The sequence below is a fragment of the Luteibacter sp. genome (assembly GCF_009912395.1).
GTDB lineage: Bacteria > Pseudomonadota > Gammaproteobacteria > Xanthomonadales > Rhodanobacteraceae > Luteibacter.
In genome coordinates this window covers 72,104-93,721 of record NZ_WNDO01000007.1, presented here as the reverse complement: position 1 = coordinate 93,721, position 21,618 = coordinate 72,104, and the positions used below count along the sequence as shown (strand labels likewise).

The 21,618-nt window shown below is 62.7% G+C and carries 26 protein-coding genes; 12 read left to right on the top strand and 14 right to left on the bottom strand.

Annotated elements, in window-relative coordinates:
• The first annotated feature begins 188 nt into the window (after positions 1-188).
• Positions 189-560, top strand: coding sequence for a DUF488 domain-containing protein (locus tag GAK28_RS08945; protein WP_291777371.1), 372 nt, complete (start codon positions 189-191; stop codon positions 558-560).
• Here the strand turns inward: GAK28_RS08945 and GAK28_RS08940 are convergent.
• Complete coding sequence (locus tag GAK28_RS08940) at positions 546-1,430, bottom strand: LysR family transcriptional regulator (RefSeq protein WP_291777368.1); 885 nt, start codon at positions 1,428-1,430, stop codon at positions 546-548. The genes GAK28_RS08945 and GAK28_RS08940 overlap by 15 nt on opposite strands.
• Positions 1,431-1,517: 87 nt before the next feature.
• On the opposite strand from GAK28_RS08940, the gene GAK28_RS08935 reads away from it, so the two are divergent.
• Complete coding sequence (locus GAK28_RS08935; RefSeq protein WP_291777366.1) at positions 1,518-1,961, top strand: PACE efflux transporter; 444 nt, start codon at positions 1,518-1,520, stop codon at positions 1,959-1,961.
• A gap of 1 nt (position 1,962) precedes the next feature.
• Here GAK28_RS08935 and GAK28_RS08930 read toward each other — a convergent pair whose 3' ends face one another.
• The 8 genes from GAK28_RS08930 to GAK28_RS08895 form a co-directional block, all read right to left on the bottom strand.
• On the bottom strand, positions 1,963-2,664 hold the full coding sequence (locus GAK28_RS08930; RefSeq protein WP_291777363.1) for a hypothetical protein: 702 nt from the start codon (positions 2,662-2,664) through the stop codon (positions 1,963-1,965).
• A gap of 4 nt (positions 2,665-2,668) precedes the next feature.
• Positions 2,669-2,893 (bottom strand): hypothetical protein, encoded by a 225-nt coding sequence (locus tag GAK28_RS08925; protein ID WP_291777360.1) that lies wholly within the window; start codon positions 2,891-2,893, stop codon positions 2,669-2,671.
• A 3-nt stretch (positions 2,894-2,896) separates the two neighbouring features.
• Positions 2,897-3,100 carry a Ras family protein gene (locus GAK28_RS08920; RefSeq protein ID WP_291777355.1) on the bottom strand — a complete coding sequence of 68 codons (204 nt, stop codon included), beginning with the start codon at positions 3,098-3,100 and terminating at the stop codon, positions 2,897-2,899.
• Between the two features lie 10 nt (positions 3,101-3,110).
• Entirely contained in the window at positions 3,111-3,410 is a 300-nt protein-coding gene (locus tag GAK28_RS08915; protein ID WP_291777353.1) for a hypothetical protein, read from the bottom strand.
• Positions 3,407-3,754, bottom strand: a complete 348-nt coding sequence (locus tag GAK28_RS08910; RefSeq protein WP_291777349.1) for a hypothetical protein — start codon at positions 3,752-3,754, stop codon at positions 3,407-3,409. Before GAK28_RS08910 ends, GAK28_RS08915 begins: the two co-directional genes overlap by 4 nt.
• Positions 3,755-3,819: 65 nt before the next feature.
• The gene (locus GAK28_RS08905; RefSeq protein ID WP_291777346.1) at positions 3,820-4,320 is read right to left on the bottom strand and encodes a hypothetical protein; all 501 of its coding nucleotides are present in this window, start codon (positions 4,318-4,320) and stop codon (positions 3,820-3,822) included.
• A 35-nt stretch (positions 4,321-4,355) separates the two neighbouring features.
• Complete coding sequence (locus GAK28_RS08900; RefSeq protein WP_166946612.1) at positions 4,356-4,670, bottom strand: RebB family R body protein; 315 nt, start codon at positions 4,668-4,670, stop codon at positions 4,356-4,358.
• Between the two features lie 139 nt (positions 4,671-4,809).
• Positions 4,810-5,121 (bottom strand): FAD-binding monooxygenase, encoded by a 312-nt coding sequence (locus tag GAK28_RS08895; RefSeq protein ID WP_291777341.1) that lies wholly within the window; start codon positions 5,119-5,121, stop codon positions 4,810-4,812.
• Between the two features lie 340 nt (positions 5,122-5,461).
• On the opposite strand from GAK28_RS08895, the gene GAK28_RS08890 reads away from it, so the two are divergent.
• Entirely contained in the window at positions 5,462-6,205 is a 744-nt protein-coding gene (locus GAK28_RS08890) for a hypothetical protein (RefSeq protein WP_291777338.1), read from the top strand.
• Positions 6,206-6,246: 41 nt separating this feature from the next.
• On the opposite strand, the gene GAK28_RS08885 is transcribed toward GAK28_RS08890, so the two are convergent.
• Entirely contained in the window at positions 6,247-7,317 is a 1,071-nt protein-coding gene (locus GAK28_RS08885; RefSeq protein ID WP_291777335.1) for a hypothetical protein, read from the bottom strand.
• A 229-nt stretch (positions 7,318-7,546) separates the two neighbouring features.
• Between GAK28_RS08885 and GAK28_RS08880 the strand changes: the two genes are divergently transcribed.
• A complete protein-coding gene (locus GAK28_RS08880) occupies positions 7,547-8,680 on the top strand; it encodes an acyltransferase (protein WP_291777332.1) in 1,134 nt (377 codons plus the stop codon).
• A gap of 1 nt (position 8,681) precedes the next feature.
• On the opposite strand, the gene GAK28_RS08875 is transcribed toward GAK28_RS08880, so the two are convergent.
• Positions 8,682-9,671 carry a VOC family protein gene (locus GAK28_RS08875; RefSeq protein WP_291777329.1) on the bottom strand — a complete coding sequence of 330 codons (990 nt, stop codon included), beginning with the start codon at positions 9,669-9,671 and terminating at the stop codon, positions 8,682-8,684.
• Between the two features lie 93 nt (positions 9,672-9,764).
• Positions 9,765-10,700, bottom strand: coding sequence for a GlxA family transcriptional regulator (locus GAK28_RS08870; RefSeq protein ID WP_291777327.1), 936 nt, complete (start codon positions 10,698-10,700; stop codon positions 9,765-9,767).
• A gap of 177 nt (positions 10,701-10,877) precedes the next feature.
• Between GAK28_RS08870 and GAK28_RS08865 the strand changes: the two genes are divergently transcribed.
• From GAK28_RS08865 to GAK28_RS08835, 7 genes are all read left to right on the top strand, one after another.
• Positions 10,878-12,290: an MATE family efflux transporter gene (locus tag GAK28_RS08865; protein WP_291777325.1), complete on the top strand. Its 1,413-nt coding sequence runs from the start codon at positions 10,878-10,880 to the stop codon at positions 12,288-12,290.
• Between the two features lie 36 nt (positions 12,291-12,326).
• On the top strand, positions 12,327-13,811 hold the full coding sequence (locus tag GAK28_RS08860; RefSeq protein ID WP_291777322.1) for an aldehyde dehydrogenase family protein: 1,485 nt from the start codon (positions 12,327-12,329) through the stop codon (positions 13,809-13,811).
• Positions 13,812-13,816: 5 nt separating this feature from the next.
• Positions 13,817-14,764: an acyltransferase domain-containing protein gene (locus GAK28_RS08855; RefSeq protein ID WP_291777320.1), complete on the top strand. Its 948-nt coding sequence runs from the start codon at positions 13,817-13,819 to the stop codon at positions 14,762-14,764.
• Positions 14,765-14,816: 52 nt separating this feature from the next.
• Positions 14,817-16,175: a sigma-54 dependent transcriptional regulator gene (locus tag GAK28_RS08850; protein WP_291777317.1), complete on the top strand. Its 1,359-nt coding sequence runs from the start codon at positions 14,817-14,819 to the stop codon at positions 16,173-16,175.
• Between the two features lie 71 nt (positions 16,176-16,246).
• On the top strand, positions 16,247-17,542 hold the full coding sequence (locus GAK28_RS08845) for an ATP-binding protein (protein ID WP_291777314.1): 1,296 nt from the start codon (positions 16,247-16,249) through the stop codon (positions 17,540-17,542).
• Positions 17,543-17,658: 116 nt separating this feature from the next.
• Positions 17,659-18,849: a beta-ketoacyl synthase N-terminal-like domain-containing protein gene (locus tag GAK28_RS08840; RefSeq protein WP_291777312.1), complete on the top strand. Its 1,191-nt coding sequence runs from the start codon at positions 17,659-17,661 to the stop codon at positions 18,847-18,849.
• Positions 18,846-19,631, top strand: a complete 786-nt coding sequence (locus GAK28_RS08835; protein ID WP_291777310.1) for an enoyl-CoA hydratase/isomerase — start codon at positions 18,846-18,848, stop codon at positions 19,629-19,631. Before GAK28_RS08840 ends, GAK28_RS08835 begins: the two co-directional genes overlap by 4 nt.
• Positions 19,632-19,641: 10 nt before the next feature.
• On the opposite strand, the gene GAK28_RS08830 is transcribed toward GAK28_RS08835, so the two are convergent.
• Together GAK28_RS08830 and GAK28_RS08825 are read right to left on the bottom strand one after the other, a co-directional pair.
• Positions 19,642-20,937: a cytochrome P450 gene (locus GAK28_RS08830; protein WP_291777308.1), complete on the bottom strand. Its 1,296-nt coding sequence runs from the start codon at positions 20,935-20,937 to the stop codon at positions 19,642-19,644.
• Positions 20,928-21,155: a hypothetical protein gene (locus GAK28_RS08825; protein ID WP_291777305.1), complete on the bottom strand. Its 228-nt coding sequence runs from the start codon at positions 21,153-21,155 to the stop codon at positions 20,928-20,930. Before GAK28_RS08825 ends, GAK28_RS08830 begins: the two co-directional genes overlap by 10 nt.
• Before the next feature lie 65 nt (positions 21,156-21,220).
• Between GAK28_RS08825 and GAK28_RS08820 the strand changes: the two genes are divergently transcribed.
• On the top strand, positions 21,221-21,541 hold the full coding sequence (locus tag GAK28_RS08820; protein WP_291777303.1) for an acyl carrier protein: 321 nt from the start codon (positions 21,221-21,223) through the stop codon (positions 21,539-21,541).
• Positions 21,542-21,618: the final 77 nt, after the last annotated feature.

The window sequence follows — 21,618 nt, the reverse complement described above, 5'->3', positions numbered from 1 at the left end:
CGGTGGTGCACGCGGTGGATGGCGAGGTTCTTGTCCTTATGGCGCCACAGCTACCAGCCAGCGCAGCTTGCCAATGCTGTGTGTCAATTTGTGGACATTTGGCAATCTGTGTGTTTGCTTCGATATGCAAGAAACGCCGAGCGCCCTGGTGCCCGGTACCATGGGGGCCCCACGAGGGAGGATGGGCCATGCCGCACACGGTTCACATCAAGCGGATCTACGAGGCGCCGGCGAAGGGCGATGGATTCCGGGTGCTGGTGGACAGGCTCTGGCCGCGTGGCGTGAAAAAGGAGGACGCGCACTACGACCTCTGGCTCAAGGACGTGGCGCCAAGCCCTGGCCTGCGTACGTGGTTCGGTCATCGTCCGGAGCACTGGAAGGTGTTTCGCGAACGCTACCTTGCCGAACTGGCGGCCTCATCGGCGCCGGATATCCTCCGGACACACCTGCGCACGGGCGACGTGACCTTGCTCTACGCGGCGAAGGACGAGCAGCACAATCACGCCCTGGTGCTCGCCGAATACCTTGGTGCGAATGGATCGGCGTTATCGCATGGGTGAAAGCAGGCCGACCAACGCCTGTGCCGCCTTGCGCAAGGGGCGATCCTTCGGCCAGACCACATGCACGGGCAGCCGCAGTTCGTTACGCGTGTTCCTGAAATCGAGCCGGACCAAGCGTTTCGTGGCGATCAACGGTTCCACCACCGACTGGGGGAAGTTGCCCCAGCCGATGCCGGCCTCGACCATTGCCAGAGCGACGCCCAGGCTGTCCGTTCGCCAATGGTTCGCGCCAACCATGGGTCGCGTATCGCTGAGCGGCAGGTCGCGATTGGCGACGAGCACCTGGCGCACGTTCACGAGGTCTTCCAGGTAGATCGGGCCCTTGCGTAGCGTGAGCGACGGATGCGTGGGGGCCACGGTGGCGATGAGGCGCTCGTTGGCGACGAACTGGAAACTTTCCTTCGGGCTGACCTGGAGGCCACCGAAGGCAAGGCACAGGCTGACCCGCTCACTCCGAAGCATCGACATCGCGTCGTCCTGCGGCGCGCTCAGTACCTCGACGTCGAGCAGGGGATAACGCGTGGCCAGTTCGGAAATGGCCGGTACATAGCTGGCTGGTGAGATGTCTTCCGTCACGGCGATCGACAGGCGGCTTTCCAGACCCTGGGATAGCTCCTGGGCATGCACCCGCAGTTGCGCGAGTTGCTCTGCGATCATCCGCGCGTAGGGCGCCAGCGCCTCGCCCGACGCGGTGGGGCGTACGTCGCGACGGCTACGCTCGAAGAGGACCAGGCCCAGTTCGGCCTCCATGTTGGCGATGCCCATGCTTACCGCCGAAGGAACCCGGCCCAAGGCCCGAGCCGCAGCTGAGAAGGAGCCGTGGTCGAGCACGGCGAGGAAGAGCTCGACGTTGTCGCTGGAGAATTTCATGGCTATCAGATTAACTGATGACAGTTGACTTTTGCTATCAGTTTCATTGCCTGAAAATAGAAGGAATCGATCCGGAGTAATGCGGCCGTGCAGGGTTTCAAGCGAAAACTGGTTTATGTGGTGGGTTACGAGCTGATTGGTGTCGTGGTGTCGGCGACCTGCCTTGCGATCCTCGGTCATAGCGAGGCCTCCACGACGGGGCCGCTGGCGGTGGTCATCTCCACCACGGCGGCCACCTGGAACATCGTCTACAACTACCTGTTCGAGGCCTGGGAAAAGACGCGGACCGACAAGGGGCGCAGCCTGCTTCGCCGCGTGTTGCATGCGGCAGGGTTCCAGCTGTCGCTGGTATGCATGCTGGTGCCGCTGATCTCGTGGTGGATGGGTGTTTCGTTGTTGAAGGCCGCAGGCATGGAGGCGGCCTTGCTGGTCTTCTTTCCGATCTACACCTTCTTCTACACCTGGGCGTTCGACCGGATCTTCGGCCTGCCCAGCCGCGGGCCGCTGTCCGTGGAAGGTTCCACGCCCTGATTCATGGCTGCAATGCCAGCGTGACCAGCCAGTAGACGGCACGCAGGGTCTGTAGGTCGATGGTCTGGCTTTCCGCTGGGATGTCCTCAAGCGGGAACGGAAGGCGAATGGGTAGGCTGGGAACGATGACGATCGGTATGCCGTGGATGTCCGTGGACAGTGGCGGCGGCTCGGGAACGCCGGCGAACATCCGACGTAATGCCACGATGACCACGCCCAGTGCGAGAACGGCCAACGCGGCGACCACCAGCACGAGATACCGGATGGGGGGAATGGGGATCTTCTTGATAAGGTCCGCCACGAAACCTATGGCGATCTGGCAGTCGAGGTTGAGCGGGCAGTTCAGTGTGCGAACGAGCTCGTCCTGGACAAGGTCGCCGGGTTGCTGGATGAAGGCGACTTCATAAGTCGTCCCCTCGATGATCACGGGCGCGCGGAGCTGTCTCCGTCCCTGGATGTTGTCCGTCGCGATGTAGTCGATCCGGCTCATCGTGGGTCCCAGCGGGGTGGCGGCGCGAAGCGTCAGCCATTCGATCTGGAGGCGAGGGATCGAGACCGCCTGGCTGGCGGCCTGGACGATGAAGAAATCTCCCTCGGGCGCAGACGCGCCGGCTGGCCAGGGAGCCTTCTTCCACGCGCGGGGAAACGCCACGACGATGACCTGCTCGGGAAGCGGCCGGGGCGCCCATCGCGTCCCGGCCATGGCGTCAGCCTGTCCTGCCGGCAAGCGCGGCGACGGCTTCGTAGGCGACCAGTCCTTCCACGATGGCGGTGCCGCTCAAGGCGAGCGAGCCGAAGATGAGCGGAGTGGCTTCATTGCCCAGGATCTGCATCATGAACGCATAGGCCGCCTCCGCACTGGGTATCGCCGTGGCGTTGAGCGCCTCGGCCGCCGCGAGCGGGCCGGTGACGATGCTGCCGGTCGCCGCCACGGATCAGCGTCCCGGGGCCGGGGGCAGGTTGTAGAGCTTGCGGATACGGTCGAGCACCTTGTTGTTTTCTTCGGTGATGATGCGCATCTGCTCATCCGCGTTGTCGTCGATACCGAGCAGAGCGACGTTGGTCGCCACCTTGGTCATCGACTCGGCGATGTCCTCGACGTCCTTCCTCAGTTGCTTGATCGTTTCGTTGTCTGTCATGGCGGGACCCTCATGGATGATGGCTGCCGTCGTCCGGCGTCTGAGGTGACGGCGCCGGTTTGCCCGGGCCGACCACCAGTTGCTGGTTGATGTAGTGGATGCAGTCCGCGAACGGTTTCGGACCGAAGACAGGATGTTGGTCATCTGCCAGCGAGCGGGCCGAGAGGATGGTCAGGACCCTGTCTACCCCGGTATGTACCACGACATACTGCGGCGCGGTGAGGTTCGCCATGAAGCCCTGTTGCGCACGCGTCGTGATCTGTTCGATCAGCATGCGGTTGTAGTCGTCGAGGGGCGTATCGGTGCTCATGGCGAGGCGAACGCCTGTACGGAAGCCTTCAGGTCGGCGATCTCGCGGGCCAGCTCGTTGGAGGTAAGCACGGTCAGGCTGGACCGGGCCGTCGACGGCGATGTGGTCTGCACCGTCGCTACCGCGTCGGCAAGGATCATCTGCCGGAGCCGGTACATCGCATCCTGGTTGGCGATTTGCGAGCGCGCCGCCATGCCGGTGCTGCCGACCTGGTTGGCATAGGCGAGGTCGCTCAGCGCCGCCGGAAGCTGGGCGACGGTGGCCCCGGCCACGGAAACCGCATCCTTGGGGCCACCTGTTCCGTCGGTTTCGGTGATGGATACGCCTACGTCTATCGTTTCCATGTGTCTGATCCTCTGCAGTGCCGGGATGGCCTGACGGCCATCCCGGCGTCATTGCCGCAAGGCGATTACTTCGAGCGCTTCACTTTGACGAGGATGCCACGGCCGGTGTCGACGGCGACGTCCACTTCCTCCTTGGTGAATTTCCCGGGGATGAAGATATCGAGCACCTTGTCGTCGGGTACACCGATGACCAGTTGTCCATGCTCGTTGATCCTCAACTTGAGATCGCGCAACTGCAGGAAGTTTCCGCCGCCACGGGAGCCCGCGAAAGCCTCCACCGCCGACTTGAGATCGGCGATCGTCTGGGCGAGTTCGTCGTTGGTGAGGACATCCACCGCGGAACGACTGTCCATCGGACCCAGGTCGGACACCGTATTGACGGCTTTCGCCACGATCGGTGCGTTGACCTGGTTTCCGGCCTGCTGGTTCGATACGGCCTTTTGCTGGCCCAGGTTGTTGGTGGCCACGACGTTCGCGTAGGCCAGGTTGGACAGCAAGGCCGGCTGTTCCGAGATCGCCTTGAGGTTGCCGGTGGCCACCGCGCTGACTATCTGTTGATCTAGCATGTTCCGCCCTCCTGATTGACGGCCGTCCTATCGACTTACTTGGGGAACGCCTGCAGCGTTGCCTTCAGGTCGGCGATGGTCTGGGCCAACTCGTTATTGGTCAGAATATCGACCGCAGAGCGGGCTTCCAGGGGGCCGAGGTTGCTGATGGTGTTGGAGGCCTTGGCGACGATCGAGATGCCAAGCTCGTTCATAGCCTGCTGGTTGGCCACGGCGTTCTGCTGCGACAGGTTGGTGCTGGCCACCGTGTTCGAATAGGCCAGGTTGGACAGCATGGCCGGCTGTTCGGAGATGGACTTGAGGTTGCCGATCGCCACCGCGCTCACGACGTCTTCGGGAAGAGTTGCCATAGTGATTCTCCTTGTGGAAGGTGATGGTTGATGGATCTGACTTGCCTGATGAGAGCCTCCTGACGGAGGTATCCAGCGCATTCACTTGCGATGAATGCGCATGAATCCACGGGACGGGCGGCGCAATGCGCGACGGACGTTACTGGTCTTCGCCCTTGATGAGCCGCTCCATGTCCTTGACGATCTTTTCGATGTCCTTGCCCATCTGGTCGATGGAGGACTGGTTCTTGCAGCCTGCGTTTTCGATCATCGCGACGCATTTGGCGGTGGCCGCCATCTGCACCTGGTTCATGGCCTGCTGCTGGCTCAGGCTGATCTGCTGCTGCATGTTCTGGTTGAAGATCTGCTGGGCGAGCGCGAGGTTCGCCAGGATGGCGGGTTGCTCGCCGATCGATTTCGCATTGGATATCGCGATTGCCTGGACGATGTCGTCCGGAAGTTGGCCAGCCATGTGTCCCCCATGGAATCAAGGGCGATGCGTGTCGTTCGCCCGTTTCGATGGAGTGATCCTAGGTGCGTAGATGCCGGATACAAGTATCGTTACCGTAACCGCGGATGCCGTGTTGCGGTAACAATCCCTGTCTGCACCGACTCCGGGGTTATCGTCGGAGACGCACGGGATCCGGTCCGTCCTTCGCCGTCGGCAAATCGGCTGAAGCCAGTTCCTTGACGCCGGCATCCGGGTCGGGTGACGGACATCCTTCCATCAGACCCGTGCGCCGGTAGGGCAAGCTTCCGGGCCGGGGCGTGCCATCGAGGACGGAGCGGTATTCCAGGCCCGGCGGGGGGACGTGGTGAAGAAGGACAACGAAGTTATCGAAGCGGTTTGCGATGCGGAAATACGTGCCGCCTATGCGTCGTTGCTGGCAAGCGACGCCTTGCTGAAGGCGCATCGCATGCGCCGCCTTTTCCGCTACCTCATGGATCAGGCGTTGGAAGGGGGAAGGGGGAATGTCAGTGAATACACGATCGGCATCGAAGTGTTTGATCGGCGACCGGAAGATTTTATCTCCGAAGATCCTGCGATCAGGGTGCAGGTGGGGCGACTGCGCCACCGTCTGGCCGCCTACTACACGGAGCGTGCGGTATCGGGCGACGTGGAGATCAGCATTCCCGTGGGGCGGTTGACACCGGTCTTCCGTCGCATCGTGCGGCCGGAGCCGCCCGTGAAGCAGGACGATCGTCTGCTCGTCCAGCCCATCAGGTACCTGACCGAGCGTACGGAGGGTCAGGCGTTCGCGAGCGGCCTGTACGAGGAACTGATCAACCAGCTGTTTTCCTCCTTCGGTGACGTGTTCGTACGCGAGGAAGCGGCGTCTGGCGACGCGGCCCCCGGGACCCCGCGCCGGCTCATCGAAGGCAGCATGAGAGTCGATGCGGAGCGCATACGCACGTCCATACGCCTGGTCGACTACTCGTTGCGGCGGATTACCTGGGCGCAAAACTTCGACCGCTCTGTGCAGTTCGGTATCCGCGAGCAGGAAGAGCTGGCGGCATCGATATGCCATGCCTTAAGGGAGGTGGTATCGATGTAGCGCGCCCCTTGTTCAGGGGCGCTTTCGCCGCCTCAATGGCGTCAGTTGATGATCAACGGCAGGCGATCGTTGCTTACCCATACGCCCTGGCGTCGGGATAGATCGGCATACCGGCCCCGCGCGTATTGCAATACCTGGTAATCGGATGTCTTGGGCAATTCCGTGAAGACGAACTGATCACGTCCGATCATGTTCACCTGATGAGTCGCCGCATCGTAGCGTCCCACCTGGAAGGTAGGCTCAGGGAGATTGTCGTCGGCGTAGGACATGCCGTCGGTCAGCATGACCAGGGCACCGTTCTTCACGGCCACTGCCTGGCCTACGATCGACATGCCGCAGGATGTCACCAGTTGCAAGTCAAGTTCGGCGACCGTCGGTCCCATGACCTGCCTGAGTGTGGTGACGTTATTCCTCACCACTTGCATGCCGTGATCCAGGCAGACCTCCAGACCGAAACACATCTCGTCCCAGGAGATGATGTTGTCCATGCCCTTGTCCGGATTGAGGCGGAAGCTGTAGGTTGTCGTGGGATCCCTGTCGGCATGCGATCTTGAATCAACATTCTCGCCGGTGGATATGTAGTGCTTTTCAAGCAATGCATAGGGGATGCTGCTATCGTGCACTGCGCGACGCCCGCGCAACACGATGGCGGTGTTCAGCAGATTAAGGCGTGCATCGGTAGCGCGAGGGAGGGCGGAGCAGATGCTTCCGGCGACGATCGTCCAATCCTTGAACAATGGGGATCTAGCGATGGCGTCATAGAGCGCCTCGGCTAGCATGTAGCGGGAATGTTCCGTGTAAGAACCGAAATCGGCGCCGGAAATGAAGCGATCGCGTAGTGCGTCTTCGTTGGATGCCTTGCGGAAATAGAACTCCGGCGCCATGAACACTTTCAGCGTTTCGTTGTCCTGCATGCCGTCATGATTTGCGTAGGTCATCGCTGTCCAGTACAGGACATTGACCAGTCGCTGTGCACGGGCTTGCAAATCAGGGTCGCCAAACTGGATGAGTGGGGCGCCGCCCAGCGGTTTCACAGCACCGGGTGCGGTGGGGTAGAGCGTCGGCACCATGTAGCTGATGGGCAGTACCGAGCGATAGCGTGTTGTCGGCATGATGGATTCCAGTGAACGCAGAGAAGGGAGCGCCTTGACATGCGATGGCGCCAGGAAACGGCTACTTGGCTTGTTTCGACCCGAGGATACCGCCATAACTCCCTTCGCCCTTTGTTGTCGGAAAACCGGCTTCCGTCGGTTCCTTGACGAGGGTGCCGGCCGACGTCGCGTTGACAGCATGCCCGGCGGCTATCTAGAGTCCCCGGCCCAGGGATCGAGGCCATCGACGATGAACGACGCCGTGCAAACGGGCCAGGACGGGCGCAACCTTGCCATCGACATGCTGCGGGGTATCTGCATCCTGCTGGTGATGTTGCTGCATTATTCGCTGACCTACCGGCTGCAGTTCAGTCCGTTGCAGCAGTGGATATCGGTTCCCACGTTGCGGACCATCTTCCTGAATGGAAACTACGGGGTATCGGTGTTCTTCGTGATCTCGGGCTTCCTGATCACCTCGAACATCCTGCGTCGATACGGTTCGCTGGCCGATATCCAGATCGTCCACTTCTACAAGCTTCGCTTCTTCCGCCTGTATCCGTCAGTGGTGCTGGCGTTGGCGATCATCACCGCGCTGGGCCTGGCGGGGTGGGAGAGCTTCGCCAACGAGCCCGCCCAGGGCGACGGCTTTTTCCTCATCGCCAACCTGTCGGTGCTGACGTTCTGGCACAACATCCTCATGGAGGCGGTGGGTTACTTCAATTACGCGATGAACATCTACTGGTCGCTATCGGTGGAAGAGGTGTTCTACCTGCTTTATCCGCTGGTGCTGATCCTCGCCCGCACGCGATGGGCGCTGTTCGTCCTGGCCGTCGTGGGCATCGTCGCCGGGCCGGTCTATCGTGGCATCCACAGCGACGACGAGCTGCTCTTCATGTACGGCAACCTCGCCTGCGTGGACATGCTGATCTATGGTTGCGCGGCGGCGGTGGCGGCACGCGATATCGTCCTTTCGCCGACGTCACGCCGTGTCCTGGCGACACTCTCCCTCGTCGCCATGGGCTGGGTCTATATGCGCGGGATCGGCGGCAACGAAGCCTTTGGCGCGACCCAGCTGGGCATCGCGGCGGCGGTGTTCCTCGTGGCGGTCTCGGGCTTGCGGACGGGAAACGTGGCCGGGCGCCTGGGCCGGCCGTTGGCATGGCTGGGCGCGCATAGCTACGAACTCTACCTGTTCCATATCGTGGTCCTCGGCATCCAGAGAAACCTCTGGCCGAAGGCCGAGATGACGCCGGAATGGAAGCTGCCGATGCTCGCCGTGTTCATCCTGCTGTCGGCCGCGCTGGCCTGGGTGGTCGCCCGTTTCTACGGCGATCCACTGAATCGCGGGCTGCGTCGCCGTTATGCGAAACGACCGATGCCATGAATCATCCGTTTCCTGGGCAGGGACCCTTGTTGCCACCGCTGGCATGGAATTCGATGAACAGGCCGAGGTCGTCCTGCGTGGGCGCAAGCACGGATTGTCCTGATAGGCCGGCATACGTCGTCAGCCTGCGTTCGTAGCCGCGCTCGGCCCAGCGCTGCGCCCGGCCCAGGTCGGCCACAGCGAAGCTGACGGCGAGGATGCGTGGACCGCCCTTGGCCAGGGTCTGCCCGGCGAGTCCGTTTCCGTCGGGTTGAAGGGCCAGCAGGGCGGTTGGACCAACGGGTACGCAAAATCCCTTCGCCCCGACGATCGGCAATGTCACCGGCACGGCCTGGCCGAAGCCCATCCTGTCCAGTTGCCGTCGATCGGCATCGGCGTCGGCCGAAAGCAGCCAGATCGACGTCAACGACTCGGCCCCGTTGGGGTGCTTCCGCGTCACCCGGTAATCATCCCCGTTGCTCGGGTCGAACTGGTCGGGCGCATAGCCGGTGGTGTAGTCGATGAAGAACGTATTGCTGGACAACGGTGCCTTGTCGAAGGCGAACAGTCGCCAGCCCGGCTTGTGGCTGTCAGGGCCTGCGAAGAACGGCGTGACGGCATAGCCAAGGGCCGTCAGCGAGGTGTGGAGGGTATCGAGCGAGGATGCCCGGAATCCGAAGCTGCGCGAACCGGGGCCACCCTTGAGCGCGTCCTGGTCCGCCTTCATGCCCGGATCGAAGGTAGGGTCGGCACGGGTGATGCCCAGCAACTCGATGAAGCTGCTGTCCGCGAACCGGATATAGCGATTCGCAACGCCGGCAGGGTCATGTCCAGGGCGAACCTGAAAACCCAACTTGACCGCCATGACTGAGGTGATGTCGTCGATGCTTCGGCCCCACAGCAGGATGTGGTCGAGACGCGTAGCGGGCGGCACCGGTGCCGGCGCGGTCATCGCTGCCGATGTCACGGCCATGCAAAGCAGGCATACCGTAACGGACATGATCGAGCGCATGCGCTTGTTCTCCTGAGGAGCGTGATCGATTTTTATGGCATCCGAGCCGGCGGCGGCAAGGACAATTTCCGGACGAAAACGGCCAGCGCCCAGTCAGGCGCTCGCGCTTCGCCTCATGGACTGGGGCGGTACGCCGAAGGCGCGCACAAAGGCCCGACGCATGCGCGTCGCATCGCCGAACCCCGTGGAGGCCGCGATGTGGTCCAACTGTAGATGGCTGGTTTCCACCGCGACGCGAGCAGCTTCGAGCCTCAGGCCTTCGACGACTTTTGCGGGCGTCGTGCCTATCTCTGTCACGAACGCGCGAGCGAAGTTGCGGGGACTCATCGAGACGCGCTCGGCGAGGCGCTCTATCGTCATGGGCTCGTCCAGGCGTTGGCGCATCCAGTCGACCAGTTCGCCGAAACGTCCAGTGCGGCCACCCTGTTCCACGATGACCGAGTACTGCGATTGCTCGCCGTGCCGTCGCTGATGAACCACCAGTTGCTGAGCCGTCCGTCGCGCGATGCCGGGACCGAGGTCGTCCTCGACAAGAGCCAGCGCAAGGTCGATACCCGCCGAGATACCTGCCGACGTCCAGATATCGCCATCCCGGATGAACATCCTGTCTGCGTCCAGGCGCACCTTGGGATAGAGCGAGCGAAAGCGTTCCGCTGCGGCCCAGTGGGTGGTGGCCCGCCGTCCGTCGAGCAGGCCCGCCTTGGCGAGGAGGAACGCGCCGGAGCATACGCCGGCCACGCGCCGCCATGTGTCGCCGCCCAACCATGGCACGATGTCGGCCTGGTCTGCCTCGACCTGGGCGAGGTTGCCGCCGGACACGATGATCGTATCGAACCGCTTCGCATCGATCGGGGCGGCGGCAAGACAGACGCCCGACGAACTGCGCACGATACCGCCGCCCGGAGCCAGCACGTCGATGGCATAGCTGTCGGGACGGAACCGTTCCGCCATCTCGAAGACGGCGACCGGGCCGGCGGCGTCAAGCAACTGGAATCCCGGGAAAACGACGATGGCGATATCGCGTCGCATGGCGGCCCGTCACATGGCGTGGTCCAGAGGCGCAAAGTGGCCCAGCCCCGTAGTGGCCGTCAAGCTGCCGGGCATCTCCCGACAGAGGGATATGGACGATCAAGGTGTAATAAGGCAGCATCCGGCACGGGGAACGAGGGGCAGGTAGGCCGCTCGAAAAGGGGAGATACCGTGCCGATGACCGGATCGTCTGGGTGGGGCCGCTTGGGCATCGTGTTCCGCGGCTTGTGGGGTGGTGGCGACGGTCGCGTCGATGGGACGCAGGGCCCCGTTCGAGTCGCGGTACGTCGGCTGGCGTGGCCGATGGCCATGGAAATGGTCGCCGAGTCCGTATTCGCCGTCGTGGATGTCTTCTGGGTGGCGCGCCTTGGCGTCGCTGCCATCGCGGCGGTGGGCCTGGGCGAAGCGGCCATGAGTTTCGTCTACGCCTTTGCGCTGGGGCTGTCGATTGCCACCTCGGCGATTGCGGCGCGCCAGGTCGGTGCGTCGGGCCGCGTCGATGCGGCCGCCGTACCCGCAGGACAGGCCATATCGCTGGCGATCCTGCTCTCCGTGGCGATCGGATTGCCGGCCTGCCTGCTGGCCGAACACGTGCTGATGGGCATCGGTGCCGACGCCGCCACGGCGGCTTATGGCGCGCCGTTCGCACGGATTCTTTTCGCGGGGAACCTGTCGGTCATCCTGATGTTCATTTGTGGCGCGGCCTTGCGGGCAACCGGCGAGGCCCGCGTCCCGATGCGTGCCTTGTGGATGGCCAATCTCCTCAATATCGGACTTGCGCCCCTGATGATCTTCGGCATTGGCGGTTGGCAAGGTTTCGGTGTGGCAGGGGCTGCGATAGCCACCGTCGCCAGCCGTGGCATCGGTGTGGCGTACCAGTTGCAGCATCTTGCCCGCGCTCGCCATGGCATCTGCCTCGGCTGGAAGCACCTGCTGCCCGTTCCCGCGATGATGTCGCGGATCCTGAGGATCGCCTGGACGGGGGCCCTGCAGATGCTGGTGGCATCGACCAGTGCGATCGGCCTGTATGCCATCGCGGCGCGTTCGGGCAACGTGGCCCTTGCCGGCTGCACGATCGCCCTGCGCGCCTCTCAGTTCGTCCTGATGCCCGCTCTGGGCGTGGCTCGGGCCGCGGCGGTCCTGGTGGGACAGAACCTCGGCGCAGGCAAACCCGATCGCGCGGCTAGCGCGGTCCGTTTTACGGCAATCGTCAACCTGACGGTCTTCGGCGCGATGGGCGCGATTCTTTTCGCGGCCGCGCATGTGGTCGCGACGGCCATGTCGCCCGATCCCCAGGTGGTCGCCGAGGGGGCCCGCGCCATGCGTATCGTGGCCTGTGCGTTTCCTTTCTACGCCGCCGGCACCTGCTTGCAGGGTGCGTTCAACGGCGCGGGTGACACGGGTACACCGGCCTGGACCAACTTCGCCTGCTTCTGGTTGTTGCAGGTGCCGCTGGCGTGGGTGCTGGCCGTCCCAGCAAAGATGGGCACGCTCGGGCTTTATGTCGGGGTGACGATCGGCTTCATCGTGCTGGCGGCATGCAGCGGGACCCTGTTCCTGCGAGGACGCTGGAAAGCCCATGCCATCTAAACGGAGGTCGTCACGATGAACGCAACCCTCGCAGACGTGTCCGACAAGGACACGATTCTTCCCGAGTCGGTGCAGGCGTTTCTTTCCAGGGTGGGCGGTGCGTTGATCGGCTCCCGCTGGCGTCAGGACACGTCAGGCGGCGAAATTCAGGTGGAATATCCAGGCGACGGCCGAATCATCGCCACCGTCGCCCTAGCGGGACAGGCGGAGGTGGACGAGGCGGTGACTACGGCGCGGCGGGCCTTCCTGCGCTGGTCCGGCATGTCTCCGACGCATCGCGCGGCAGCTCTGTTTCGTCTGGCCGACCTTATGGAGCGGCATGCTCTGGAACTGGCGACGCTGGAAAGCCTCGATGTTGGCAAGCCCATCGTGACGACTCGGATGGTGGATGTGCCGTTCACCATCGACACGCTGCGATACAACGCCGGTTGGGCCACCAAGCTTCACGGGGAGTCGTTCGAACTGGCCCAGCACGGCGGCCAGGTGGCGGCGCAGACGCTTCGGCAGCCACTCGGGGTCGTCGCGGCCATTGTGCCCTGGAATTTTCCCCTGCTGCAGGCGGTAATGAAGGTGTCCGCCGCTCTTGCCGCAGGATGCGTGGTGATCCTCAAGCCATCGGAACTCACGCCGCTGACAGCGCTTCGATTGGGCGAACTGGCGCTCGAAGCGGGTATTCCCGGCGGCGTGCTGCAAATCCTGCCTGGGCGCGGCAATGTGACGGGGGATGCGCTGGTCGCGCACCCGGGCGTCGACAAGGTCTCGTTCACGGGTTCAGGTGTCGTCGGTCGCCAGGTCGCGCATCGATGCGTCGATTCCTTGAAGCGGGTGACCCTGGAACTGGGGGGCAAGTCGCCGAACATCGTCTTTGCCGACGCGGATCTTCCGAGAGCGATCGCCGGAGCGGCACACGCCATATTCTTCAATGCGGGCCAAGTCTGCTATGCGGGATCACGCCTTTACATCGAGGATGGCGTATACGACCAGGTGGTCGAAGGGATCGTCGCGGCCGCGTCTCGGCTGGTCTTGGGCATGCCTTTGCACGAGCGAACCGAGTTGGGGCCCCTGGTATCGGAGAACCAGCGCCGACGTGTCCTAGGCTATGTGCGCAGTGCGATCGACGATGGCGCTCAGGTCGCTTGCGGTGGCATGGCGCTCGATCGTCCGGGATACCACGTGGCTCCGACCGTGCTCACCGACGTGCGGGAGGATATGGTCGCGATGCGGGAGGAAATTTTCGGTCCGGTGCTTTGCGTTTCGCGCTTCACCGACGTGAAGGACGTGCTCGCCCGCGCCAACGGTTCACCCTACGGCCTGGCTGCGGCCGTCTGGTCGCGTGATGGCAGAAAGGCCCAGAGCGTGGCCCGGACCTTGAAGGCCGGAACGGTGTGGATCAACCAATACCACGTCATCGATCCGCATATGCCCTTTGGCGGCTGGGGTGGCTCGGGCTGGGGGTGTGAGTTCGGCCGCGCGGGCGTCGAGGCCTATACCGAAACCAAATCGATCGCGATGAAGCTGTGATTCGGGTGAACGACGACGAGAACGACATTACGTTCGTCTTCGCGGGGCAAGGCAGCCAGCACGGCATGATGGCCTATGCGTTGTACGGAGCGAATCGCGTTTTCCGGGAAACGCTGCGTGAACTCGATACGATGATGATCGACCTCACAGGCCAGTCCGTGATTTCCGCCATGTACGACCCACCGGCGCGCGCTGCGGCACCATGGGACGACCTGTCGACGACGCATCCTGCCATCTTCATGGTTGAGTATGCCGTCGCGAGGGCCGTCATGGCTGAGGGTATCCTGCCGTCGCGAGTCCTCGGGACGAGCCTGGGCGCGTTTGCCGCAGCGGTCGTGGCCGGTGCGATGTCGGTCGAGACTGGACTTGAAGCGACGATTCAGCAGGCCGCCGCGATCGAAGCCTGTTGCCCTCCCGGAGGAATGGTCGCCGTGCTGGCACGCGCCGACGAGTGGATCCCGCGACTGGCAGAGATGGGCGAGGTGGCGGCGCTCAACTTCGATACCCATTTCGTGATGGCCGCGCCGGACGAAGGCTTGCGCGAGATCGAAGCCTGCTTGGTAGCCGGGCGTGTCGGATTCCAACACCTACCGGTTCGCCATGCGTTCCACTCGCGCTGGATCGATCCAGCCGCGGACGTGTTCCTTGCATATTGTTCGACGATGGAGCTTTCCGTCCCCAGGATTCCGATCCTGTGTTGTGAGCGCGCGGCTCCATTGCCTAGGGTGGATACGGCGCATTTCTGGCGCGTGGTGCGTCAGCCCATCAGGCTGGCGGAGACGGTAGAAGGTGTCGGCGGGCGCTCGCTCTATCTGGACATGGAGCCATCGGGGACGTTGGCGACCTTCCTCCGGTACATTCTGCCTGAGCCTCGCCGCGTCAAGGCCGTGCTGAGCCGACTGGGCCGGGACGAGGTCGAGCTCGGCCGCTTGCGTACTCCGTCGGGTTGCTGAACGCCGCGCACTGATATATTGGCGGGCGAGCAACTGCCGTGGAAAGACACCGATGACCATCCTGATCGTAGACGACGACGTGAGCATCGTCCGTGCGCTGCGGCTCTTGCTGACGAGCGAAGGCTTCGCCAGCCATGGATGCGGTTCACCGGAAGAAGCCCTCGACGCCGTGAGGCGCCAGTCGTTCGACGTTGCACTCATCGACCTGAATTACAAGGACGATACGACATCAGGCAAGGAGGGGCTCACCCTCATCGGGGAGCTCCGCGCCATCGCTCCGGCGTTGCCCGTGATAGCCATGACCGGCTGGAGCACCGTGGGTATCGCGGTCGAAGCCATGCGGGAAGGTGCCGTCGACTTCGTCGAGAAACCCTGGGACAACGCCCGCCTGCTCAGCGTCATCCGGACACAGATGAAGCTCGGTGCGTCTGACAGGCGCGCCCGCCGGCTAGAGGCTGAGAATGCCGCCCTGCGCGAGGGGCAGGACCAGGGGCGAATGGTTTGGCGCTCGGAGGCGATGGGGCGGCTTCTGGATATGGCCCGCCGAGTGGCCCATAGCGATATTCCCGTGCTCATCACCGGTGAAAACGGCACGGGTAAGAGTCTCCTCGCGGGCTTCATCCACGAGCACTCGGCTCGCGCCGAGGGGCCGTTGGTGTCCGTCAACATGGGCGCCATCTCGGAAACCACCTTCGAAAGCGAAATGTTCGGGCATACGAAGGGCGCCTATACCGACGCGAGGAGCGACCGTACCGGTCGCATCGAACTGGCCGAAGGGGGGACGCTGTTCCTCGACGAAATCGCCAACCTTCCGTTGACCCAACAGGCGAAAATACTTCGTCTCCTGGAGGAACGGGCGTATGAAAAGCTGGGTAGCTCGTACGCGCGGCAAGCCAACGTGCGATTCATTTCCGCGACCAACGCCGATCTTGATACGCTGATCGCCGAACGAAGCTTCCGACAAGATCTGCTGTATCGACTCAATGGTGTCACACTGCGCATGCCCGCGTTGCGTGAACGCCGCGAGGACATCCTCCTGCTGGCGAGGGCTTTTCTTGAAAAGGCCCGGTCACGTTACGCGTCCGCGGCCCGCGGGTTTTCCGGCGGTGCGGAGGGCGCCTTGCTCGACTACGAATGGCCCGGAAACATTCGTGAGTTGCAGCACGTGGTGGAGCGCTCGGTGCTGCTCGCGCAGGGTGAAGCCATCGGCGAGGGCGAATTGCAGTTAAGCGGGTCGAAGTCCCGCGCCGCGCAGGGCGAACTGGATGGCCTTTCCCTCGAGCAGGTCGAGGACTGGTTCATTCGTCGCACGCTGGCCCAGCACGAGGGAAATGCCAACTTGGCCGCCAGGGCGTTGGGCATCAGTCGATCGGCGCTTTACCGGCGTCTCGGTCGCCAGGAACCGTCGTGATCGAAGGCGGCCTCTCATCGGTGCCACCCAGGCGGCGTGCCTGGGCACGCCCGGGCTCGCTCCTCGGAGGCATGCTGCTTGCGCTCGCACCTGCGTGTGCGGCGCTCGTGGTCGGCGCCTTTCAGCCGCTTTCGCAAGACATGGCGATAGGGATCGCCGTCTTCTCCGTGATCTGGTCCCTCGGTATCGGCTGGACCCTGGTCCGAGCGATGGAGCGTCACCTGAGGACCTTGAGCAGCCTGGTCGATTCCGCACGCGCCCAGGATTACGGCGTCCGTGCCGTGCATGCCAGGGAAGATGGTCCGCTGGGTGATCTTTACCGGCAGATCAACGCGTTGATCGGCGACCTTGATTCGCAACGTACCGCAAGCCAGGAACTGCTCGGCGTCCTGCATCGTGTGGTCGACCAGATCGACGTGGCTATCCTGGTGTTCGAAGCGTCGGGACGTCTGCGACTGGCCAACCCCGTGGCGATGAAGCTCCTGGGCATCCCTTCGGATGGGCCGTCGACGATATCCTACGGCGATACACCGTTTCCCGGGATGGGGCTAGATGCGGGAACTCGGGTGCTCGATCACCGTTTTCCTGGCGCGCAAGGGCGCTGGCGTATCGTAGAACAAAGCTACAGGCAGCAGGGCAGGCCTGCACGTATCGTGTTCGTCGCGGATGTGCAGCAGGTGCTGGCGGTAGAGGAAATACGGGTATGGCAACGGCTCATTCGGGTCATAAGCCATGAGGTCAACAACTCACTGGCGCCGATCACCTCTCTTTGCCAGACCCTGGACGGGATCCTCGCTCGTACCACTGACCTGGGAGAGATCGACGTGCTGCGTGACGGCCTCTCCCTGATCGGGGAAAGGGCAATGGGATTGAAATCCTTCATTTCGGTATATGCGCGCATCGCTCGTCTTCCCGAGCCGCGCAAGGCGCTGTTTCCCGTATCGCGACTGGTTGAGAAGATCGCCGGCATGTTCGCGGCGGATGGCGTCCTCGTGGAGGGCGAGATGCCGAGTACCGATCTGCTGGGCGATGTGGTGCACCTTGAGCAGGTCCTGATCAATCTCCTTCGCAACGCGGTGCAATCGCAACAGGCGGTCGATCCGAAAAATGGCCTCCCTGTGGTCCTCAGGGTCTTCGTCCACGACGGTCAGTGCGAATTCGAGATCGTGGACAACGGCACCGGCATCGCCAATCCCGAAAACCTCTTTGTGCCGTTCTACACCACTCGCCCGGAAGGTGCCGGTATTGGCCTGGTGCTTTGTCGCAGTATCGTCGCGCAACATGGCGGAAGGGTGAGTCTCACGAACCGCGAGGATGCGCGGGGGGCCATCGCCCGCGTGTCCCTGCCACTGCCGCATCGGAATTGACGACGGCGACTTGTCCGCCGCTCCTCCACAGTGCATGCTTCCCGTGTACGCCCATCCGGGGGGGGGTGAGGCGCAGCGTACCTACAGGGGCAGGGATGGACACAGGTGGACCTTGGGTGACCGGGCTTGGCGTCGTGTCGGCGCAGGGCAGCGGAAAACAGGCGTTTCTCGATGGATTGCTCGACGGACGCTCATTCTTCGACATCATGCGCCGTGAAGGGCGGCAACATGGCGATACGCGTTTCATCGGTGCGGAACTGGCGTTACCCACGATACCTTCCGCCGATGAGCGCACCTTGTCTTTGTCGGCGAGAGTCGCGCTCATGGTGGTGGCGGAAGCCTGGGACGAGGCGGCGCTTCATGAAATCGAGCCGACGCGTGTCGGATTGGTTATCGGAGGAAACAACGTCCAGCAGCGTGAACAGGTCCTGGTGCATGAGGCGTTCCGCGATCGTGCCAACTATCTTCGGCCCACATACGGCCTGGGATTCATGGATACCGACCTCAGCGGCGCGTGCACCGCTCGGTTTGGCATACGTGGCGCGGGCCTCACCGTCGGCGGCGCGTCGGCCAGCGGTCAGTTGGCGATCATCCAGGCGTGGCACCTGATCGAGTCAGGCCAACTGGACGCTTGCATCGCGGTAGGGGCGCTGATGGACCTGTCGCATTGGGAGTGCCGGGGACTGCGCGCATTGGGCGCGATGGGGTCCACGCGTTTCGCGAGCCATCCGGAGCAGGCCTGCAGGCCTTTTGACGCCGCTCATGACGGCTTTATCTTCGGCGAGTGTTCGGCGGCCATCGTCCTTGAGTCGGCGACTTCCGCCAGGCGTCGGCGTGTTGCCTCTTATGCGAAGCTGGCAGGTTGGGGGCTCGCGATGGACGCGAACAGGCAGCCCGATCCGTCACGTGAAGGCGAGACTCGCGCCATGGCCGACGCCCTGGAAAGAGCCGGCTGGAAGGGCGGCGACATCGAGTATGTGAATCCGCATGGCACCGGTTCAGTGATCGGGGACGAGACCGAAGTGGCGGCGTTGCGTTCCATCGGCGTCGACAGGGCTGCGATCAATGCCACCAAATCGCTTACGGGTCATGGTCTCACGGCGGCCGGCGCGGTCGAGGTGGCCGCCACGCTACTGCAATTGAGGGCGGGAAAACTGCATCCAACCCTCAATCTCGACAACCCCATCGCGCCAGACCTGCCCTGGGTTCGCGGTGGTGCCATCACGACGCATGCCAGGAAGGCGTTGAGCCTGAGCATGGGATTCGGCGGTATCAATACCGCGCTTTGCTGGGAGACGCATGCATGACCGAGATATCCACCGTGACAGGGGAGCGCGCGGCAGTTGCCGTTCGCATGGACGGTGGCGTATGCCACATCGCCTTCGATCGGCCCGAGGCCAATAATGCGATCAATGCAAGGCTCGTGGCGGATTGCCATGCGGCGCTGGACGCTTGCGAAGCGGAGGCATCCGTCGTGGTTCTTTCGGGTTCCGCCGAGACGTTCTGTTTCGGGGCGGACTTCGCGGAGCTATCCCGTGGGGTGGACCCGTTCTACGCAAACTTCGCCGGACCCGGACCGATGTTCGACCTGTGGCAGCGCATGGCCACCGGTCCTTACGTCACGCTGTCTTACGTTCGCGGCAAGGTCAACGCGGGAGGCATGGGCTTTCTTGGCGCGAGCGATATCGTTCTCGCCGACACCACGGCTCGCTTCAGTCTGTCCGAAATGCTCTTCGGCCTCTACCCGGCATGCGTCATGCCCTTCCTGGTCAGGCGAACGGGATTCCAGCGTGCGCATTACCTGACCTTGTCGACCCAGCCGATCGATGCGTCGACGGCCCTTGCCTGGGGCTTGGCCGACGCGATCGACGAGCAGGGAGATATGCTGTTGCGACGGCATCTTCGCCAGCTCGCACGGCTGTCGAAAACGGCGGTCGCACGTTACAAGACCTATGCGACAGGGCTTGGTCCGGATTGGAAGGCACACCGTGAGCGGGCCATCCAGGGTAATCTCGATGTCTTCGAAGACCCGGCGAACCGGGCCGCCATCACCCGTTATATCGACGAAGGCCTTTTTCCCTGGGAATGAAATTCCAAGGTCAGATTCGCGTGAAGCGCAAAGGCAGCGATTTCAGGCCACCAACGAAGACGGCCTTGGAGTGCTGAGGTTTGCCCGCGAGTTCAACGTGGCTGATGCGAGTCAGGAATTCTTCAAAGAACACTCGCATTTCCATGCGCGCGAGATGTTGTCCGAGGCACATGTGCCCACCAAAGCCGAAGGCGACATGTTTGTTCGTCGGCCTGTCCAGCCGGAAGGCCATGGGATCTTCGAAGACCGCTTCATCCTGGTTGCCTGAGAGATAGCACAGCATGAGCCAGTCACCCTTGCGGATGTCCTGACCGGAGAGCGTGTAATCCTCGGTGGCAGTGCGCATGAAGTGCCGTACCGGACTGGTCCAGCGAATGGCCTCTTCCACGAGTCGCGAAATGAGTTCGGCATCTTCACGAAGCTTAGCGAACTGCGTGGGGTGCGTAGCCAGGCCGAGCAACGCCCCCGCCATCGAAGCGCTTACGGTGTCGTGACCCGCGGTGGAGACCAGCGAATAGTAGGACATGGCTTCGAAGGAGCCGATAGGGGCGTCGTCGACGATCCCCTGGGCGATCACGGTAGCGAGATCGTCGCGGGGCTCTCTGCGTCGGTCCTGCGTGATGACATCGAAGTAGCGGAAGAACTCGTCGACGGCTTCCTGTAGGCCCTTGAGCCCCTGCTCGGCGGTAACCACCGTTTCGCCGGAGCGATTGAGGTCCTCGTCGAGATTGCCGAACACCTGCTTGGTGAGCCGAAGCATGAGGGGTTCGTCCTCGATGGGGACGCCAAGAATCTGCATGATGACGTGCAACGGGTAATGCACCGCGACTTCCGTCACGAAGTCGCATTCGTTGCCCTTGGCGATCATCCGGTCGATGAAGCCCCGTGCAATCTCGCGAATGGCTTCTTCGCGACGGGCGAGGTTGGAGGCCGTGAACCAGTTACTCGTCAACGCCCGGTACTTGCGATGGTCGGGGTCGTCCATGTGCGCGAGCGTACGCGCCAGATGGGGGCTGCCGTCGCGAAGGTACCGTACGAGGAGGTCGGTGTAGCGATCCGTGAGGATCGTCGCCCGGTCGCCGTTGTGGAACACCTTGTTATTCTTGCTGACCTCCAGGATGTCGGCGTGACGCGTGACGACCCAGAAGGGATCAAAGTTTCGCGACTTGGCGATTCCCAATGGCATGTTGCGTCGCAACCATGCATAGGTGGACGACAGAAGATCGAGATTCGCGTAGGTGTGCGAATCGAGCAAAGCCGCCGTGATGTCGTCCGGTAGCACCGGCTGCTGCACTGCTACATCCATTCCACACGTTCCCTGCGTCGATAGGTCGCGCGATGTTCTTTCGGAACGCAGAATTTGGCAATCGGATTAATTCCTACTCCCTCTTTTGGGGGTGGTGTGCCTAAAATGGACATTCCCGGCAGGTCTTCACATATGTGGTCGTTGCGCATATTGACCTTATTTTCCACTGCGTGATAATCCGCCGGGGCATAGGATTCAAGCGATTTTTCGTTCTTCATACGGCCGCCGCAATGGTTTGGCCGACTAGTACATGAGTTCGAGCGCTACACAGGGGATCAGGACGATGGTGGACAACGACCAGCTACAGGCCTCTACCGAGGCTTATCTCGAGCGTGTCGTGCTCGAGGCATTTGAGGAGGCCGATCCTCCCTTGGATCCGGCCGATCATCCGTTCGACGCGGATACGCCGTTTCGCGACTTCGGTATCGACTCCTTTCTCGTGCTCAAGATACTGATTCGACTTGAGCGCGACTTCGGCAGCCTGCCCAAGACGCTGATGTTCGAACACACGAACATCCAGGAGCTTGCCAGCTACCTAGCGACGGAGCACGCGGAAGCGGCTTCGTGGGTGGCATCCGAAGGACAGGTGTCGTCTACCACCTGAAACACCGCATGTAACGGAAGGGGCGAGTAGTGAATGATTTTCACGCCACGTCCGGGGTTCCATGCACGACTGATCGT